This window comes from Streptococcus sp. 10824 (assembly GCF_013276595.1).
Lineage (GTDB): Bacteria > Bacillota > Bacilli > Lactobacillales > Streptococcaceae > Streptococcus > Streptococcus pseudopneumoniae.
In genome coordinates, this window is sequence record NZ_VMLH01000052.1 from 23,211 (window position 1) to 42,436 (window position 19,226).

The 19,226-nt window shown below is 40.9% G+C and carries 21 protein-coding genes; 15 read left to right on the forward strand and 6 right to left on the reverse strand.

Translation table 11 applies throughout. From position 1 onward, the window contains the following. The first annotated feature begins 142 nt into the window (after positions 1–142). On the forward strand, positions 143–1,846 hold the full coding sequence (gene ilvD, locus HT701_RS05050; protein WP_000137354.1) for a dihydroxy-acid dehydratase: 1,704 nt from the start codon (positions 143–145) through the stop codon (positions 1,844–1,846). A 169-nt stretch (positions 1,847–2,015) separates the two neighbouring features. On the opposite strand, the gene HT701_RS05055 is transcribed toward ilvD, so the two are convergent. After that, positions 2,016–2,357 carry a metal-sulfur cluster assembly factor gene (locus HT701_RS05055; protein WP_001206380.1) on the reverse strand — a complete coding sequence of 114 codons (342 nt, stop codon included), beginning with the start codon at positions 2,355–2,357 and terminating at the stop codon, positions 2,016–2,018. A gap of 123 nt (positions 2,358–2,480) precedes the next feature. Between HT701_RS05055 and rgg the strand changes: the two genes are divergently transcribed. The 14 genes from rgg to HT701_RS05125 all read left to right on the forward strand — a co-directional run bounded on the left by rgg (position 2,481) and on the right by HT701_RS05125 (position 13,186). Further along, positions 2,481–3,332, forward strand: a complete 852-nt coding sequence (gene rgg, locus HT701_RS05060) for a quorum-sensing system transcriptional regulator Rgg (protein ID WP_172931274.1) — start codon at positions 2,481–2,483, stop codon at positions 3,330–3,332. Positions 3,333–3,529: 197 nt separating this feature from the next. Beyond that, the gene (locus tag HT701_RS05065) at positions 3,530–4,777 is read left to right on the forward strand and encodes a transporter (RefSeq protein ID WP_172931275.1); all 1,248 of its coding nucleotides are present in this window, start codon (positions 3,530–3,532) and stop codon (positions 4,775–4,777) included. A 76-nt stretch (positions 4,778–4,853) separates the two neighbouring features. Further along, positions 4,854–6,134 carry a histidine--tRNA ligase gene (gene hisS, locus HT701_RS05070; RefSeq protein WP_172931276.1) on the forward strand — a complete coding sequence of 427 codons (1,281 nt, stop codon included), beginning with the start codon at positions 4,854–4,856 and terminating at the stop codon, positions 6,132–6,134. Between the two features lie 144 nt (positions 6,135–6,278). Further along, entirely contained in the window at positions 6,279–6,593 is a 315-nt protein-coding gene (locus HT701_RS05075; RefSeq protein ID WP_172931277.1) for a hypothetical protein, read from the forward strand. 9 nt (positions 6,594–6,602) lie between these two features. Continuing rightward, complete coding sequence (locus HT701_RS05080) at positions 6,603–6,809, forward strand: helix-turn-helix transcriptional regulator (RefSeq protein WP_001176227.1); 207 nt, start codon at positions 6,603–6,605, stop codon at positions 6,807–6,809. After that, positions 6,809–6,997, forward strand: coding sequence for a hypothetical protein (locus tag HT701_RS05085; RefSeq protein ID WP_119919424.1), 189 nt, complete (start codon positions 6,809–6,811; stop codon positions 6,995–6,997). Before HT701_RS05080 ends, HT701_RS05085 begins: the two co-directional genes overlap by 1 nt. Then, entirely contained in the window at positions 6,984–7,172 is a 189-nt protein-coding gene (locus tag HT701_RS05090; protein ID WP_119919425.1) for a hypothetical protein, read from the forward strand. The genes HT701_RS05085 and HT701_RS05090 overlap by 14 nt, the downstream gene beginning before the upstream one ends. An 11-nt stretch (positions 7,173–7,183) precedes the next feature. Next, entirely contained in the window at positions 7,184–7,924 is a 741-nt protein-coding gene (locus HT701_RS05095; protein ID WP_119919426.1) for a DUF3169 family protein, read from the forward strand. Positions 7,925–7,934: 10 nt separating this feature from the next. Beyond that, positions 7,935–8,759, forward strand: coding sequence for an ABC transporter ATP-binding protein (locus HT701_RS05100; protein WP_119919427.1), 825 nt, complete (start codon positions 7,935–7,937; stop codon positions 8,757–8,759). Next, positions 8,752–9,450 carry an ABC transporter permease gene (locus HT701_RS05105; protein WP_119919428.1) on the forward strand — a complete coding sequence of 233 codons (699 nt, stop codon included), beginning with the start codon at positions 8,752–8,754 and terminating at the stop codon, positions 9,448–9,450. Before HT701_RS05100 ends, HT701_RS05105 begins: the two co-directional genes overlap by 8 nt. 9 nt (positions 9,451–9,459) lie before the next feature. Then, positions 9,460–10,101 carry a type II CAAX endopeptidase family protein gene (locus HT701_RS05110; RefSeq protein WP_119919429.1) on the forward strand — a complete coding sequence of 214 codons (642 nt, stop codon included), beginning with the start codon at positions 9,460–9,462 and terminating at the stop codon, positions 10,099–10,101. A 17-nt stretch (positions 10,102–10,118) separates the two neighbouring features. Then, positions 10,119–10,349 carry a hypothetical protein gene (locus HT701_RS05115; RefSeq protein WP_119919430.1) on the forward strand — a complete coding sequence of 77 codons (231 nt, stop codon included), beginning with the start codon at positions 10,119–10,121 and terminating at the stop codon, positions 10,347–10,349. A 154-nt stretch (positions 10,350–10,503) separates the two neighbouring features. Further along, a complete protein-coding gene (gene aspS, locus HT701_RS05120; protein WP_000830878.1) occupies positions 10,504–12,267 on the forward strand; it encodes an aspartate--tRNA ligase in 1,764 nt (587 codons plus the stop codon). Then, complete coding sequence (locus HT701_RS05125; RefSeq protein ID WP_000806293.1) at positions 12,245–13,186, forward strand: YitT family protein; 942 nt, start codon at positions 12,245–12,247, stop codon at positions 13,184–13,186. Before aspS ends, HT701_RS05125 begins: the two co-directional genes overlap by 23 nt. A 29-nt stretch (positions 13,187–13,215) precedes the next feature. Here HT701_RS05125 and HT701_RS05130 read toward each other — a convergent pair whose 3' ends face one another. The 5 genes from HT701_RS05130 to HT701_RS05150 all read right to left on the reverse strand — a co-directional run bounded on the left by HT701_RS05130 (position 13,216) and on the right by HT701_RS05150 (position 18,793). Then, the gene (locus tag HT701_RS05130; RefSeq protein ID WP_001145442.1) at positions 13,216–14,202 is read right to left on the reverse strand and encodes a LacI family DNA-binding transcriptional regulator; all 987 of its coding nucleotides are present in this window, start codon (positions 14,200–14,202) and stop codon (positions 13,216–13,218) included. 9 nt (positions 14,203–14,211) lie between these two features. Continuing rightward, complete coding sequence (locus HT701_RS05135) at positions 14,212–15,012, reverse strand: DUF1189 domain-containing protein (RefSeq protein WP_000938251.1); 801 nt, start codon at positions 15,010–15,012, stop codon at positions 14,212–14,214. A gap of 261 nt (positions 15,013–15,273) precedes the next feature. After that, on the reverse strand, positions 15,274–16,116 hold the full coding sequence (locus tag HT701_RS05140; RefSeq protein ID WP_001065638.1) for a sugar ABC transporter permease: 843 nt from the start codon (positions 16,114–16,116) through the stop codon (positions 15,274–15,276). A gap of 1 nt (position 16,117) precedes the next feature. Further along, positions 16,118–17,410 carry a sugar ABC transporter permease gene (locus tag HT701_RS05145; RefSeq protein WP_172931278.1) on the reverse strand — a complete coding sequence of 431 codons (1,293 nt, stop codon included), beginning with the start codon at positions 17,408–17,410 and terminating at the stop codon, positions 16,118–16,120. Between the two features lie 111 nt (positions 17,411–17,521). Then, a complete protein-coding gene (locus HT701_RS05150; protein WP_172931279.1) occupies positions 17,522–18,793 on the reverse strand; it encodes an extracellular solute-binding protein in 1,272 nt (423 codons plus the stop codon). Positions 18,794–19,226: the final 433 nt, after the last annotated feature.

Sequence of the window (19,226 nt, forward strand, 5' to 3'; positions counted from 1 at the left end):
GAAAGTGCCCTAATCCGCTTTGTTGTTTTTAGTTTTAAATATTTCATATGTATATAGAATTTTCTGAAAATTCAAGAATTTTCTTCTGTTCATTGCCTTTAAAATGTGCTATAATAGTAAAAACTGAAATGGGAGGGAACAAATGACTGAATTAGATAAACGTCACCGCAGTAGCATTTATGACAGTATGGTGAAATCACCTAACCGTGCTATGCTTCGTGCGACTGGTATGACAGATAAGGACTTTGAAACACCGATTGTGGGAGTGATTTCGACTTGGGCGGAAAATACACCATGTAACATTCACTTGCATGATTTCGGGAAACTGGCTAAAGAAGGTGTCAAATCTGCAGGCGCTTGGCCTGTACAGTTTGGAACTATTACCGTAGCAGACGGGATTGCTATGGGAACGCCTGGTATGCGTTTCTCTCTAACATCTCGTGACATCATCGCGGACTCCATCGAGGCGGCTATGAGTGGTCACAACGTGGATGCCTTCGTCGCTATCGGTGGCTGTGACAAGAACATGCCTGGATCTATGATTGCCATTGCCAATATGGATATCCCTGCAGTCTTTGCCTATGGTGGAACGATTGCACCGGGAAATCTTGATGGCAAAGACATTGACTTGGTTTCTGTCTTTGAAGGTATCGGAAAATGGAACCACGGTGACATGACAGCTGAGGACGTGAAACGTCTTGAATGTAATGCCTGCCCTGGCCCTGGTGGCTGTGGTGGTATGTATACTGCTAATACCATGGCGACTGCTATCGAAGTTTTGGGTATGAGTTTGCCAGGTTCTTCATCTCACCCAGCTGAATCAGCTGATAAGAAAGAAGATATCGAAGCAGCAGGACGTGCTGTTGTTAAGATGTTGGAGCTTGGTCTCAAACCATCAGATATCTTGACTCGTGAAGCCTTTGAAGATGCCATCACTGTGACGATGGCTCTCGGTGGTTCTACAAACGCCACTCTTCACTTGCTTGCCATTGCCCATGCTGCCAATGTTGACTTGTCACTTGAGGACTTCAATACGATCCAAGAGCGTGTGCCTCACTTGGCCGACTTGAAACCATCTGGTCAGTATGTCTTCCAAGACCTCTACGAAGTCGGTGGTGTCCCTGCGGTTATGAAGTACTTGTTGGCAAATGGATTCCTTCATGGAGATCGCATCACATGTACTGGTAAGACAGTTGCTGAGAACTTGGCTGACTTTGCAGACCTCACACCAGGTCAAAAAGTTATCATGCCACTTGAAAATCCAAAACGTGCGGACGGTCCGCTTATCATCTTGAACGGAAACCTTGCTCCTGACGGTGCAGTTGCCAAGGTATCAGGTGTTAAAGTGCGTCGTCACGTTGGGCCAGCTAAGGTCTTTGACTCAGAAGAAGATGCCATTCAGGCTGTTTTGACAGATGAAATCGTTGATGGCGATGTAGTCGTTGTTCGTTTCGTTGGACCTAAGGGTGGTCCTGGTATGCCTGAGATGCTGTCCCTTTCTTCAATGATCGTTGGTAAAGGTCAAGGAGACAAGGTTGCCCTCTTGACAGACGGCCGTTTCTCTGGTGGTACTTATGGTCTGGTTGTTGGACATATCGCTCCTGAAGCTCAGGATGGTGGCCCGATTGCCTACCTTCGTACAGGCGATATCGTTACGGTTGATCAAGATACTAAAGAAATTTCCATGGCCGTATCTGAAGAAGAACTTGAAAAACGCAAGGCAGAAACAACCTTGCCACCGCTTTACAGTCGTGGTGTCCTCGGTAAATATGCCCATATCGTATCATCTGCTTCACGCGGAGCTGTGACAGACTTCTGGAATATGGACAAGTCAGGTAAAAAATAAACTCATACTCTTCGAAAATCTCTTCAAACCACGTCAATGTCGCCTTGCCGTAGGTATNNTTGAGCAACCTGCGGCTAGTTTCCTAGTTTGCTCTTTGATTTTCATTGAGTATCAAAAAGCAAGCCAACTTCGGCTTGCTCTTTTTCATCTTCAAAAGTGATTTGCCTGCTTAACGAGGTGGCAGTCCAAGGGCAATACGGCCGTAGCGACTGATTCGTGTGATTTTCCAAGCAGGCGACCAGGTAACTTCAACCTTGACATCTTCGATACCCTCGATTTGTTTCAGACCTGCGACGATTTCGATAGGCAGGCTTTCGGCACAATCGCAGGCAGTGTCGGTGAAGGTCATGACAATCTTACAGAGACCCGTTTCGTCCAGATTGATTTCATAAATCAGTCCTAGATTGTAAACATCCAATTCCACATCTGTATCAAAAACCTTCTCTAGTTTTTCGATAATTTGGTCTTGCAAGGCCAAAGCACGGTCATTGATTTTGATATCCTCTCTCATTACAGTCCCTCCACGTGATAAATATCCTCTATTTTCTCATAATTCTGACAATTTGGCAAGTTTTTGATGAATTTTCTGAAAAATATGATAAAATGAAGAAAATACTGAATCAAGGGGAAGCCTATGGAGCAGATTGGAAAAGTCTTTAGACAATTACGAGAGTCAAGAAATATCTCGCTGAGACAAGCAACTGGGGGACAATTTTCGCCGTCTATGTTATCTCGCTTTGAAACTGGTCAGAGTGAGCTTTCGGTGGAAAAGTTTTTATTTGCCCTAGAAAACATATCTGCCAGTGTGGAGGAAATCCTCTTTCTGGCGAGAGGTTTTCAGTATGATACAGATTCTGAGTTGAGAAAAGAAATCATAGATGTCTTGGATCCAAAGAATATAGCTCCGCTTGAGGACTTGTATCGCAAGGAGTATCAAAAGCATGCCCATTCTCAAAACAAACAGAAACATGTTCTAAATGCCATTATGATTAAGTCCTATATGAAGAGTATGGATGAAAGGGTAGAGTTAACGGCAGAGGAAGGGAAAGTCCTTCATGACTATTTGTTTTCTACCGAAATCTGGGGAATCTATGAACTCAATTTATTTTCAGTCAGTTCAGCATTTCTATCTGTTTCTCTTTTCACTAGATATGTACGAGAAATGGTACGTAAATCTGATTTTCTAATGGAAATGTCTGGCAATCGAAACCTTTTTCATACTATACTATTGAATGGCTTTTTAGCTAGTATTGAGTGTGAAGAATTTACCAATGCCTCTTATTTTAAACGTGTCATAGAAGAGCATTTCTACAAGGAAAATGAAACCTATTTCCGAATTGTCTATTTATGGGCGGAAGGTCTCCTTGATAGCAAGCAAGGCAGAGTCAAGGAAGGTCAGAAAAAGATGGAAGATGCTGTCCGTATTTTTGAGATGCTTGGCTGTAATAAATCTGCCGAATACTATAGAAAAACGACCGATTATTGAATATCTGCAAACTAAGAGAATGATTTGAAATTTTAAGCGATAGAACTTTTGACTGCTCTCAGGTCATCGAGAAAGTTCTATCGTTTTTTTGCTTATTTTGTGTGTTGCATATATTCAAAGTTTTTCCTCTAAAATTTCTAAGTGCTATACTATAGTCATACTTCACATAAAACTTTGAACAAGAAGGGAGATTATCTATGAAATTATTGTTTAGAAATCAAGCTTATCGACTCTTGACTTTGTCACGCTTCTTCAATGCTTTTGGTGCTTCGATTTTCAACCTGGTCTTTATCGTCTATGCATCGACTTTGCCACAAGCCTCTTTTGCTGTTGCTATGGCGAATATTGTCATGATTCTTCCGACTCTCTTTACAGTTTTTGTAGGGATTCGGGCAGATTACACGAGAGACAAGGTCAAATGGATGGTCTATAGCGGTTTGTTTCAGGCGGTTTTATTTTTTCTAGCAGCCCTAGTTGTTCAGCAATCTAGTCTCTTTGCATTTTCTAGCCTGTGTTTAATCAATGTCATTAGTGATGTCATCAGTGATTTTGCAGGTGGCCTGCGCATGCCTCTTATTAAGGAAAAAGTAGCTGAAAATGATTTGATGGAGGCTTATTCTTTTTCACAGTTCATCACCTATATTTCAGCTATTGGTGGTCAAGCTTTTGGAGTCTGGCTCTTAGGACTATCGGTTAACAATTTTTCCCTCGTTGCGGGAATCAATGCCTGTTTCTTCCTCGTATCAGCCGTCATCCTCTTTTTAGGAAAAAGCAAATTGAGCCTGTCAATTTCATCTCCTGATGGTGAATCACTAAAAAATGAGAAGCTTTCTATCAAAGACCAGTTCCTAACGATTTATCGGAATTTACGTCTCGTTTTTCTTAAAGGTGGACAGAAAAACTTTGGTTTTATGCTCTGTGCTGTCTTGCTTATCAATGCCTTGGGTGGCGCTTTGGGTGGAATTTATAATATCTTCTTTTTGAGTCATTCTCTTTTGGACTTTTCTTACACAGAGGCATTATTTATCAGTCAATTCTGTGCTTTGTTAGCAGTCATCATCAGTAGCCTTACGGGCAATGATTATTTTGGGAAGCAGTCCCTGCCTAGATTGATGATGTGGGCGACCGTAGGACTCACTCTAATTGCTCTGGCTAACGTATTCAATCAAGTCGTGCTTGGTTTGCTATTTCTCTTTTTAACTCTGTATGTGTCTGGTAAAGTTCAACCAAAGATTAGTGCCATGCTCATGAAAAATCTAGCTCCAGAGGTTTTAGCTCGTACCAGTAATTTTTTAGGTTTATTGTTTACCTTATCCATACCTGTGGGAACAGCCTGTTTTTCACTTGTAGCCGTATGGAATATACAGTTGACTTGGATGCTATTTGTTGGTCTTTCCTTGATAGCTATTTTTTTGACAGGGCTTAATCTCAAAAATGATATTTGAATCCTAATTTTTTCTCACTGTTTTAATCACTCTATTTATGGTAAAATAAGACTATTAAGTTTAAAGAGGATTCCCTATGAAATTACAAAAACCAAAAGGAACGCAGGATATTTTACCTGCTGAGTCTGCCAAGTGGCAGTACGTTGAGGGCTTTGCCCGTGAGATTTTCAAGCGCTATAACTATGCAGAAGTGCGCACGCCTATTTTTGAGCATTACGAGGTTATCAGTCGCTCTGTCGGAGATACAACGGATATCGTAACTAAGGAAATGTACGATTTCTATGACAAGGGTGACCGCCATATTACCCTCCGTCCAGAAGGAACAGCGCCCGTTGTCCGTTCCTATGTGGAAAATAAACTCTTTGCCCCAGAAGTGCAAAAGCCAAGTAAGTTCTACTACATGGGCCCTATGTTCCGCTATGAGCGTCCACAGGCAGGGCGTTTGCGCCAGTTCCATCAGATTGGTGTTGAGTGTTTTGGCTCTAGCAATCCAGCTACCGATGTGGAAACGATTGCGATGGCAGCCCACTTCTTGAAAGAAATCGGTATCCAAGGTGTCAAATTACATCTTAACACTCTTGGAAATCCTGAGAGCCGTGCGTCCTACCGTCAAGCCTTGATTGACTATTTGACACCGCTCAAGGAGACCTTGTCTAAGGATAGCCAACGTCGTTTGGAGGAAAATCCTCTCCGTGTCTTGGACTCTAAGGAAAAAGAAGACAAGGTAGCAGTAGAGAATGCACCGTCTATCTTGGACTTCCTTGATGAAGAAAGCCAAGCCCACTTTGATGCTGTGCGTCAGATGTTGGAGAATCTTGGTGTAGACTACATCATCGATACCAATATGGTGCGTGGTCTGGACTACTACAACCACACCATTTTCGAGTTTATCACAGAGATTGAGGGCAATGACCTGACAGTCTGTGCGGGTGGTCGTTACGATGGTTTGGTTTCTTACTTTGGAGGCCCTGAAACTGCTGGCTTTGGTTTTGGACTTGGTGTAGAGCGTCTGCTTCTCATTCTTGAAAAGCAAGGTGTGGCCCTCCCTATCGAAAACGCCCTAGATGTCTATATAGCAGTCTTGGGCGAAGGGGCAAATATCAAGGCCTTGGAGTTGGTACAAGCTCTTCGCCAACAAGGTTTCAAAGCAGAGCGTGATTACCTCAATCGTAAACTAAAAGCTCAGTTCAAGTCAGCCGATGTCTTTGTGGCTAAGACCCTTATCACCCTAGGAGAGAGTGAAGTCGAAAGCGGACAAGTGACGGTCAAGAACAACCAAACCCGAGAAGAAGTGCAAGTGTCACTTGAGACAATCAGCCAAAACTTCTCAGAAATCTTTGAAAAATTAGGCTTTTAATAGTAGAAAAACTGGTCAGGACTTTACCCCTGACCTTTTTCTTTTGCAAAATGACAAAAATCATAAACTTTTTGACAAATATGCTTGTCAAAAAGAAAAAGATGTGTTACAATATAAGCAAGTTAAGAAATAGGAGGGAGCCACATGTGGGTATGGATTTTGTTTCCTTTTCTCGTCTTGATTTATATGAGTCAATCTAAGAAAATCAAGCGGATAGAGAAGAGGTTAAAGGTAATCGAAAGAAAAGAGAAAGGAAATATAGAAATGTCAAGATTATTGCAAGAAATGATTGGAAAGAAACCAACAATCATTGGAGAACTATTTGGAACAAATTTTTGGGAAGTTGTGGATGTTGATGAGGAATGGGTAAAGCTACGACGTGTAGATAATACGGGAAAAGAAAAATTCAAACTACAACGTATTGAGGATATCCAAACCGTTGAATTTGACGGAGAGTAGGTGTGTAACATGCAACTAAAAAATCGTCTAAAAGAGCTTCGTGCTCGCGATGGCCTCAATCAAACCGACCTAGCCAAGCTAGCTGGGGTTTCCAGACAGACCATTAGCCTACTAGAACGGGACGAATACACCCCGTCCATTATCATTGCCCTGAAAATATCTCAGATTTTCAACGAAACAGTCGAATCAGTATTTCGCTTGGAGGAGGACGAGTGATGAACAAGTATAAAGTGATTTATTACATGAGTGTTCTTGCCCTCATTGTGAATGCTTTCGTTATGATTGGAACATTACTGGGGTGGTTCTATTTTGTTGAAAGTAAGTATTTGTTTTGGCTTAATTTAGCCCTCTTGTCCATTTTCAATCGGTTGAAGAAAAAGGAGAACAATGATGAACAAGTATAAAGTGATCTATTATGTAGTTGCCATAGCTCTATTAGTCAGCGTGTGTCTACTAATTGGAACAAATCTAGGATGGTTTGATCTCTATTACAGCGACCAATTTATCTGGGTCTATTTTGCCCTCATCCCAGTCGTTGACTGGATTGAAAAGAAATCCAAAAATCTAGCAAGTGAATAAGGAGAATGAATATGGAAAAGAAAAAGAAACGTGGATTGTTGTTTTTAATGGTTGTTGTCTTGGGATTTTTCTTGGGCAGTTTTGTAGGGATGTTTAAGGCTGTTGCCGAATCCCACGGAATTATGTTAGATGTAAAACCCTTGATACCATGGATATCAGCTATTTGTTTAGTGTTAGGTTTCATTAGCATTCTTTTGACTTTCAATTTCTTAAAGAAAAGCAGAAAATTTCATTCCTTGTATCAAGAGGAAATGGATGATGATCTGAATGAAACCTATTATGTGCAAATGTATCGGAATCTCGAGTTTGGAACCATTGCTTTTAATATTGCAAGTGTAGCGATTTTATTGGCTCTTTTCATCTCAGGTAGTGAAGCAATTGTACTAAATGGAAGCCATCTAACCTTATCTCTTTCTTTTTTGGCATTAGTGCTGATTTTCAGTGTTCAAAAATATCTTTTTAAGACCATTGCGATTGTTCGTCAGTTTGATTTGGCATTTTTCTCAACACCAAAGGATGTCTTAGAGTATGTAAATTCTTATGATGAAGGGGAGCGTCAGGCTAATTTGGAACAGAGTTTTCGAATTTTATTCCAATTAAATCAGTATGTCTTACCAGTCTTATATATTTTTCTTTTTATCATTTCTTTCTTGACAGGAGAGATTCAGTTACTAGCCTTTTTGCTTGTCGGAGCTATCCATATTTATATCAATGTGATGCAGTTACCTATGGTGAAACGTTATTTCAAATAAAGGAGTTTCTATGATTTGTGTTGAAAATGTAAGCAAAAGTTTTGGGAGCAAAAAAGCTCTTCATCAGATTTCTTTTGAGATTAAGGAGGGCGAAATCTTTGGTTTTCTTGGCCCTTCTGGCTCAGGTAAAACAACCATGATCAACGTCTTGACAGGTCAGTTGGCTGCAGATCACGGTAAAACAGTTTTGTTAGTCAAGAATTCTCAAGATTTAACCTCAAATGATTTGGAACAAATTGGTATTGTTAGTGATGGAAGTGGTTTTTATGAAAAGATGAGTCTTTACAAAAATCTTCTCATCTATGCTAAGTTATATGGTCTCAAGTCAGATAGAGTAAATCAGGTGCTCCAACAGGTTGGATTGGCAGATGCTAAAGATATTATCGCAGAAAAACTATCTACAGGAATGAAACAACGAATGTTCTTGGCTCGTGCTCTTCTGAATGCTCCTAAGATTCTCTTTCTAGATGAGCCAACCAGTGGCTTAGATCCTACAACATCTAAGATGATTCATACCCTACTTCAAGAATTAAAGCAGGCGGGGACAACTATCTTTCTGACCACGCATGATATGAATGAGGCAACTCTGCTTTGTGATCGCTTATCTCTTTTGAATAAGGGGAACTTAATAGAGTATGGAAGTCCGCAAGACATTATCCAGAAGTACCATGTGGATAAGAAAGTACGTGTGGTTTATAATGATGGACGAGAACAGATAGTTCCATTTGAAGAATTACCACATTTAGACACGACAGATTTGATGGTGGTTCACTCTTGTGAGCCAACTCTAGAAGAAATCTTTATCAGATTGACAGGAGAAAAGTTAGATGTTTAGAAAATTAAATGCCCTACTATGGTTAAGATTACAAGTTCTTATCAGCAATTCAACTTTGTTGGCGACTTTATTGATGCCTTTTGGTATTGCTGTTTTATATAATGAATTTTTAAATAAGAATGGACAATTGAGCCTATTTTTACTATCTGCTAGCTTGACGATGGTCTTGAGCATGGGAAGTGGTTATATGGTATCGATTATGATGGCAGAAGATAAGGAAAAACGAAATCTTAAATCACTCATCCTAAGTGGTGTGACAGCAACAGAATATACTTTCAGTATGCTTGTTCTCCCTATTCTTATAATGTTACTTGCTATGATTGTACTTCCCATCTATCTCAAAGTAGATGTATCTGGTTATTTATTTGCCTACGTTATCTATTTGGTCTTAGCAACTATTAGTGTTATTTTTCTCAACCTTCTAATCGGTGCGGTATCAGATACTCAATCTAAAGCGCAAGTTTATAGTATCTTCCCTATGTTAATTGTCTCTTTTTTACCTATGATTGCTCTTCAAAATGATACGGCTCAGAAAGTGTTGGATTACTCTTTTGTTGGTCCAATTGTAAATCTTTTAAATAAAAAAGGTGGGGAAATATCTTTTTCTAATATTGGTATGTTACTTGCCTGGGTACTTGTGTTAGGAATAGCAAACCTCTTTGTATTGAAAAATAGCTATAAAGCAAGATAGGAGATTTATATGAAATTACTTAAAAACCTTGGCTGGTTTCTTCTAGCCTTTCTATCCTTTTTATTCATCTATGGCTTCATTCAGGGGCTCGCGACTACGTCGCTTGCCTTAGGCGGTTCACCCTATGCTGTGACCTTGCTCTATGTGGCATTGGCTGGAGTTTATGTGTACGGCATTTACAAATGGTATCAGAAAGGTCCTGTTCGTATTGAGAAGAGTGGCTTCAACCGATTTATTTGGCTTCCTGCCTTGGTTTGGTTCTTATCTCTGGTCGTTCAATTCTTCTTGCCAAATGATCCTTCAGTAAATCAGCAAATAGCGATAGACTTGACCTTGTCTCAACCACTTTTCTCATTCTTTGCGGTCGTTATTTTTGCTCCTTTGACGGAAGAACTTATCTTTAGAGGGATGTTAGCACGCTACCTCTTTCCTAAGCAGGACAATAGTAAACAAACTCTGATTTTTCTTCTGGTATCGAGTGTTTTGTTTGCCTTGATTCATTTCCCAGGTGATGTGCAACAATTTTTTGTCTATTTTAGCCTTGGTTTTAGCTTGGGCTTGGCTTATATTAGCAGAAAAGGTCTGGTCTACAGTATTTCTCTCCACGCTTTGAATAATTTAGTCGGCTTTTTGATGATTCTCATGCTATAATAGAGTCAGGAGGTCACATGAAACGAGTAATTTTATTAGCAGTGATTCAAGCAGTTGTTCTATTTTTCATCATTGGAGCGCTAGCTTATGCCTTTAAGGGCGATTTCTTCTACAACTATCTGGCAGTTGTCTTTGCCCCTATTGCAGGTGTCTTGCGCTTTGGGACAGCTTACACAACGGAAATTGTCTTGCCTCGAAAGGCAGCCGAAATGGCTGAAAAGCGTAAAGCAGGCAAAAATTCAAAATAAAAGAGTCCGATGAACTTCATCGGATTTTTGTATGGGCGCTAATTTTTAGGGACTTTACCTGATTTTTTAAGACTGGCAAACTTTTCTGCTGATTTTCATGAAGAGCCTGCGCTTTTATGGTAAAATAGTAACAGAATAAAAGAGGAGAGAAAACATGAAACGTAGTATGTATGCTGGTCGTGTTCGTGAGGAACACATCGGACAAGAAATAACCTTGAAAGGATGGGTTGGCCGTCGTCGTGACCTCGGTGGTTTGATCTTTATCGACCTTCGTGACCGTGAAGGAATCATGCAGTTGGTTATCAACCCTGAAAAAGTATCTGCAGAGGTTATGGCAACAGCTGAAAGCCTTCGTAGCGAATTTGTTATCGAGGTGACTGGACAGGTCGCTGCGCGTGAGCAAGCCAATGATAAGTTGCCAACTGGTGCAGTTGAGTTAAACGTGACAGCTCTTATTGTGCTTAACACAGCTAAGACAACACCATTTGAGATTAAGGATGGCATTGAGGCAAATGACGATACACGTTTGCGTTACCGTTACCTTGACCTTCGTCGTCCAGAGATGTTGGAAAATCTTAAACTTCGTGCTAAGGTGACCCACTCTATCCGCAACTACTTGGATGAGTTGGAGTTTATCGACGTGGAAACACCATTCCTTTCTAAGTCAACACCAGAAGGGGCGCGTGACTATTTGGTACCGTCTCGCGTCAATAAAGGGCATTTTTACGCCCTTCCTCAAAGTCCACAAATCACGAAACAGCTCTTGATGAATGCTGGTTTTGACCGTTATTACCAAATCGTTAAATGTTTCCGTGATGAGGACTTGCGTGGAGACCGCCAGCCTGAGTTCACTCAGGTCGACTTGGAAACGTCTTTCCTTACGGAGCAAGAAATCCAAGATATTACAGAAGGCTTGATTGCGCGCGTGATGAAAGAAACAAAAGGCATCGAAGTAACGCTACCATTCCCTCGTATGAAATACGATGATGCGATGGCTCTTTACGGTTCTGACAAGCCAGATACCCGTTTTGACATGTTGCTTCAGGACTTGACAGAAGTGGTCAAGGGTGTTGATTTTAAAGTCTTTTCAGAAGCACCTGCTGTAAAAGCCATTGTGGTCAAAGGAGCTGCGGACGACTATTCACGTAAAGACATCGACAAGATGACGGAAGTAGCCAAACAGTACGGTGCCAAAGGTCTTGCTTGGGTTAAGGTTGTTGATGGAGAATTAAATGGACCAGTTGCCAAGTTCTTGACTGGCATCCAAGCAGAATTGACAGCAGCGCTTGCGCTTGAGGATAAGGATTTGGTTCTCTTTGTGGCAGATACGCTTGAAGTGGCGAATGCAACTCTTGGTGCCCTTCGTGGACGTATTGCCAAAGAGCTTGGCTTGATTGATAATGATAAATTCAACTTCCTTTGGGTGGTTGACTGGCCAATGTTTGAATGGTCTGAAGAAGAAGACCGTTACATGAGTGCCCACCATCCGTTTACTCTTCCACAGGAAGAAACAGCTCACGAATTAGAAGGTGATTTGGCTAAGGTTCGTGCCATTGCTTACGATATCGTCTTGAACGGTTACGAACTTGGTGGTGGTAGTCTTCGTATCAACCAAAAAGACCTTCAAGAACGCATGTTCAAGGCTCTTGGTTTCTCAGCCGAAGAAGCAAATGACCAGTTTGGCTTCCTTCTTGAAGCCATGGACTATGGTTTCCCACCACACGGTGGCTTGGCTATCGGGCTTGACCGCTTTGTCATGCTCTTAGCAGGAGAAGAAAATATCCGTGAAGTCATTGCCTTTCCTAAGAACAACAAGGCAAGTGACCCAATGACACAAGCTCCATCAACAGTAGCACTCAAACAACTAGAGGAACTCAGCTTACAAGTAGAAGAAGATGAAACAAGCAAAACGAATTAAGCGGTGGCGCTATTATCTGCGCCGCTTTGCTTATCAGATAAAAATTTTACGTGTCTTACAAAGTATCTCTCGAGAAAAGTATGATGAGAAGATTTCGGCCTCTCTGGTCTATGGTTTTTTATCAGCAGTAGCAGTTAATTTCTTTTTTCAACCAGGGCATGTGTATTCGAGTGGTGCGACAGGTATGGCACAGATTATCTCTGCCTTGAGTAATCACTGGTTTGGTTTTCATATTCCGATTTCGCTAACCTTCTACGCCATTAACTTCCCTTTGATGGTCTTAGCTTGGTATCAGATTGGCCATAAGTTTACTGTCTTTACCTTTATCACGGTGTCTATGAGTTCCTTCTTTATCCAGTTTGTCCCTGTGGCAACCTTGACGGAGGATCCCATTATCAATGCCCTTTTTGGGGGTGTTGTTATGGGTTTGGGGATTGGTTTTGCTCTTCGAAACAATATCTCCAGTGGTGGGACGGATATCGTCAGCCTGACTATTCGCAAGAAAACAGGTAAGAATGTCGGTAGTATTTCTCTCTTGGTAAATGGGACCATCATGCTGATAGCAGGTTTGACCTTTGGTTGGAAATACGCTCTCTACTCTATGATTACCATCTTTGTCTCTAGCCGTGTAACAGACGCTGTTTTTACCAAGCAAAAACGCATGCAGGCTATGATTGTGACCAATCATCCAGATAAAGTAATTGAGAAAATCCATAAAAAATTGCACCGCGGAGCAACCATGATCCACGATGCAGAAGGAACCTATAATCACGAGAGAAAGGCAGTTCTAATCACTGTCATTACACGTGCAGAGTTTAATGAATTTAAACAGATTATGACACAAGTGGATCCAAGCGCCTTTGTCTCTGTCTCGGAAAATGTTCATATTCTAGGAAGGTTTGTTGAGATAGATAATTAGTGACCAAAAAAACCAGCGTGAGCTGGTTTTTATTTTTCTATAATTTTATGGGCAATCAACTGGCGGTAACAAATTTGTTTATTGCTTTTAGCATCGTTGATAATCTGAAGAATCGTTTCAAATGATGTTTGACCAAGTTCTAGGCTATTGATATCGACATAGGCTGCCAAGTTGAGCTTGGGATTAACCGAGTCAAAGCTGAGAACAGGGACATCCAGCTGGTGTTTGGCAATATAGTTACAAACACCTTCAGCTAGGAGGCTATCGGTTGTGATGATAGCATCAATTTGTGGATCGTGCTTGAATAATCGCTTGCTAAATTTATAGCCCTTTTCTTCCAGAAACTCGTCGGCAAAGTAGATGCGATTGTTGTCAGTGGTAAGTTTGTAATGCTTAAGCGCCTGTTCATAGCCTGTTAAACGGTCTTTGGTCACGAAGAGCTTTTTGCTTCCTCCGATAAAAGCAATACGATTGCAGCCTTTTTTGATGAAATATTCGGTTGCATCAAAACCAGCTTGAACATTGTCGTTGTCTACAAGTGGGATGAAAGGAGATAGAGATTTACCTAAGATAAGGAAGGGGAACTGTTCTTCTGCTACGAGTTTTACGAGAGGGTCTTCTTCTTGGGCATAGAGAAAGATTAGCCCATCTACACGCTTGCCGTAGACCATTTGTGAAATAGCGTTGAGGCGCTCCTTCTCATCTTTCCCTGTTGCTATCTGAATGGCATAGTGGTTTTCAGATGCGACTTGAGAGATGCCACGTAGAACCGATGGAAAGAAAGGATTCTGGTAGAAGGCGTCTGAGTCATCAGGAAGAACCAAACCAATCACCTGAGTATAGCTACTTACCAAGCTGCGAGCATTGAGGTTGGGATGGTAATTGAGCTCCTTCATAGCCTTGCGAACGCGTTTTTTTGTTTCGTCGCTAATGGTTGATTTATTTTGAATAACACGGGTTACGGTTGAAGGTGAAACACCAGCAGCCTTGGCCACGTCTTTAATCGTAACGGGCATAAAAATCTCCTATTTATGGTAATCTGGATCACGGAAATGTGTTTTATAAAAGATAGTGACCAGATACAGAACAAAAAGAATGTTTTGTACAGTAATCAGGGTTGACATATTTTGGCCAAATAATCCCAAAATAAGCGTAATCAGAGTCGGCAATCCTAAACAGTTCAAGATAAAATGATAGCACTCTTTAAAGGTTCTAAATGAAAAGAGTCGGGATTTCTTAGTGATATAAAGGAGAAGACTCGCCCCTAGAGAGACGATAAAGAAATTCAAACCAAAGAGGAAGCTCGCACCGAGAACTAGGAAGAGACTGATATAGACACGATTCTGCTGGTACCAGTCTTTAGAAATTGCTTGGGTCAAGCTGTCTTTGCTTTTGAAACTCTCAGTCTGAATAGCTCGGTAATAGATGCGTGTCAACTCTTTACTTTCCTTGCTGATGACCAGTTCTTTTGTGTCGAAATGCAGTTGCAAGTCCTTAGGTAATTCCTTGCTTTGACTGGGGCTAATCACAAGAGAAGGCGTTTGATTGGCAGTTCCTGTATAAGTTAGCTTACCATCAACAATTCTAGCATGTTCAGAGAGATCCTGGACAACCTCATCTGTCAATGGTTCATAGACATTATCGATAAAGGTTTCTAGCGGATAAGTCTCCTGGGAGCTGTTTTGGATGGCAATGGGTACCATAGACAAGCTGATAAGGAAGATACTGGTAAAGAGTAGTTGAAACCAGTTGAGCCCGAAACGTTTGGACAGGGGCTTACGAAATCCCCAAATACTTGAAAAATAAGAAAATGGATATGGAAGCATAGGTATCTTTCTAAAAGGTGTTTTCTATATGAGTATTATTATATAGTTAAATTCGCTTTATTTCAAGTCTAGGAGAAAAATTGCTTGTTGTAAGGACATTACTTACAGTGACAATCGCTAATAGTCAATGAAAATCAAAGTACAAACTAGGAAGCTAGTCGCAGGTTGCTCAAAACAGTGTTTTGAGGTTGCAGATGGAAGCTGACGTGGTTTGAAGAGATTTTCGAAGAGTATAAAATGAAAAAGGGTGGCGGGGATAAATTATCCCTTGTCGCCACCACTTGTAAGTCCTGAAACAAAGTTCTTTTGTAGGAAGAAGAAGAGAATACAGATTGGAAGGGCGATGAGGATAGCACCTGCTGAGAAGTAGGCAATCTTCATGTTTTTCGCATTGTTAACGAAGGTTTGGAGACCCACGGCAACAGTAAAGTATTCTTTCTCACGAAGCAAGAAACTAGAGAGGATGTAGTCCCCGAAAGGTCCCATGAAGGCCCAGAGAGCTTGTACGGCAACCATTGGGCGAACAAGTGGAAGAACAATTTGCCAGAAGCGGCGGAAGTGTCCTGCACCGTCTAGTTTTGCAGATTCGTCTAAAGACATTGGCACTGTATCGAAGTAGCCTTTCATGAGCCAAGTATTCATCGGGATACCACCACCAACGTAGAGGAAGATGAGGAACCAGCTGTGGTTAAGGGCGTTCAACATAAGCGCCATAACGAAGAAGGCTGTCAAAGCGGCCATAGTTGGCACCATTTGGATGATCAAGAAGAAGACCAAACTTTGTTTACGAGCCAAGAAGTTGTAACGGCTGTAGGCATAACCAGCAAGTACGATGATACTTGTTTGAACAGCCATGGTAATCAAGGCAATGATCAAGGTGTTGAGGTACCAAGTACCGTACAAGGTTTCAGTGAAGAGGCCTTGGAAGTTAGCAAAACTAAAGTCGACGTTGCTGTCTAGTTTAAAGGCTACTACGTTACCAGTCTTGAAGGCTGACATAATGGTAATCAAAAGTGGATAGATAATGACAATTGATAGACCAATCAGGTAAAGGTATGTAAGGCTTTGAGTCAGTCTACGTTTGAGTTTAATTGAGTTATTCATCTTAGACGTCCTCCATATCAAATGCGTGTAGTTTCTTGAATGCGATCATAGAGATTGAGATGACAATGATAGAGATAATCAAGGTGACAGCTGCCGCCATTGAGTATTGAGGAGATGTACCTGTTGTCAAACGGTAAATCCATGAAATCAAGATATCGGTTGAACCAGCTCCACCACCGACACTACCAGGTCCTCCAGCGTTGAAGAGGTACATGATAGAGAAGTTGTTAAAGTTGAAGGTGTATTGGCTAATCAAAGTAGGTGCCGCAACAGCTAAGATCATTGGGAAAGTGATGTTGCGGAATTTTTGCCAAGCATTGGCACCGTCAATATAAGCTGCTTCGTAAAGGTCGTTAGGAATAGATTGCAAGATACCCAAGGTCAGAACGTAGATGTATGGGAATCCAAGCCAACCTTGCATCATAATCAAGGCAATCTTAGTCCAAGTTGGGTCTGTTTTCCAGGGAATAAGAGCGCCATCAAGGAAAGGAAGGAATTTAGCCAAGATTGGCAATACTTGGGTGTTGATAGCTCCGACACTATCGTTAAACATGTTTGAGAATGTCAAGATAGTGATGAAGGCTGGGACAGCCCAAGGAAGAAGGAAAATAACACCAAAGATACGTTTTCCTTTGATAAATGGTTGGTTAGCAATGATAGCTGTGAAGATACCAATCACAATCTGTAAAGTTGAGGCTGCCAAAGCCCAGATGATGGTCCAAGAAAGAACAGAACCAAAGGCAGAACGGAAGGTACTCAAACTCCAGATATTACTAAAGTTTGTCAAACCAACCCAGTCCAACAATTTGTTTGGTGGTAAGTGTTGGAAGTCATAGTTGGTAAAGGCGATCATCAAGGTTACGATAACTGGGAAGATAATCGCGAAGGTCATGGCAACATAAGATGGAATAATCAAGAGATAAGGGAAACCATTTTCATAAATCCCTTTGATCATGTCTTTGAGGGTACGTGGAACTGGAATTCCATTGTTAATGCGTTTTGCAATCGTATATGCATCTTTGATATTTGAGAAATAAAAGAGTACATAAACGACTACAAAGATTAAATGGAAGGCACCACGAATCAGCATAAAGAGGGAATTATCACGACCGGGATTGTCACCAAGAGTGATGAGATTGCTCAATTCAGGTGCTGCAAGTGCTAGGAAATAAAGGACAAATACGATGGTTACACCAAGGAAGATAAAACCTTTGGCTTTTTGTTTATTGTAAATCTGTCCTAACCCAGGAATGATAGACAGCAGGGCTGCTTTACTAGGTTGTTGCTTTTCCATAATAACTCCTTTCATAGGATACTACTTTTTTTATAAGAAAGCTAAATTATTTGTGTCTCTATTGATAAATTCAAAGGGGGATTTGAATTCCACCCCCCTTGAACAAATTTTTTATTCACCAAATTTTTGTTTGATTGTTTCTTTGATCAATGTTACAGCGTCGTTAGCAGCTGTTTTAGCATCTTTTTGACCACTTACAGTATCAAAGAGCATGTTAGCAGCTGGTTCCCAAACTGCAGACATTTGAGAGATGTTTGGAATTGGTTGAGCGTTCTTGAATTGTTTGATAACAGCTGTTGTCAACTCATCGTTTTTACCTTCAGCGTATGAACGAGCTTCAGTATTAGCTGGGATTTCGTTAGTTGCATCGTAGAAAGCTTTTTGTTGTTCAGTTGAAACAAGGAAGTCTACAAATTTCTGTGCGCCTTCAAGGTTCTTAGTACTTGAAGGAATGATCCAAGCTTTACCACCACCGAATGCAGCATATTCTTTTCCATTTGGAAGAGTTGGGATAGTCGCAACACCGTAGTTTACTTTAGCATCTTTGAGGGCTTGAGCTTTCCAAGGCCCATCAATGATAGCAGCTGTTTTACCTTCTTGGAATTGAGTTTGGATTAGGTTTCCAGCAGCTGTACCATCTTGCATACCTTTAGGCCATTTTTCGTACCAAGATTTAGCGTAGTTGATACCTGCGATAGAACCGTCGTTTGCAAGACCGATGTCTTTAGGGTCTTTACCGTTTTGTCCGAATACGTAAGCGCCGTTACCAGCAAGAAGTCCGTATGCATAGTAGAAGTTTGTCCAGTCAGCTAGGAAGGCAGAAGTTTTTCCATCTTCTCCAGCGAAGGCATATTTGCTATCTTTAGCAAGGTTTTCCAAGTCAGCAAATGTTTTGGGAGCGTCTTTTACCAAGTCTTTGTTGTAGTACATAACAAGTGACTCGATAACGGCAGGAGCACCGTAAACTTTACCGTCAGCAGCGGTTACAAGAGATTTAGTTGTATCTTCTGTTTTAGCACCATCGCTCAATTTCACTTCTGAAAGTTGTCCGTCAGAACCAAGGCTACCCACACGGTCGTATGGAGCCATCATAACGTCAGCAGCTTGACCAGATTGGTTGTCAAGAGAAAGTTTGTCAAGCCCACCAAGTTGGTCACCAGATTTGATGTTAACTGTTGTGCCTGATTGCTCTTTATAAGTTTTAGCAACTGTTTCAGCATAAGCTTTGTATTGGTCCTCAACGTAAAGAGTGATTTCTTTCGCTTCAGATGAACCAGACTCAGCAGGCTTATCAGCAGTTTTGCTTCCGCAAGCTACCAAGAGCAAGCTAGCAAGTGTAGCAGTTCCAAGCACCGCAGCGCTCTTCATGAATTTAGATGACATAGTGTATTCCTCCTAAAGAATAACAAGTTTTATTGATAAGGAAACGCAAACGTTTTCCTTTATGACCTTAGTATAGCACAAATAGAAAACGGTTGCAAGTGTTTTTGACAAAAATTTTAAAAAATTTTTAAGCTTGATTTGATAGCATGATTTTGCTTTTTAATAGAAGAAAAGTGTGAAATAGATAAGAATACAGTATTTTTAATAAAAAATAGATGTAATCTATCTAAAGAAGGAAATCAGGAGGGGCTACCTCCCTGTTTCTAATTCCTATCTATTTTCTATGGACCTTTGTGCCCCTTGCATCTAAATTCAAGTTTTCTAGAGGAGGATTTGCACTTTGTAGACTGTCCCATGAGAGTTAAACTTTAGGATTAGATAGTTTTAATACTCTTCGAAAATCAAATTCAAACCGCGTCAACGTCGCCTTGCC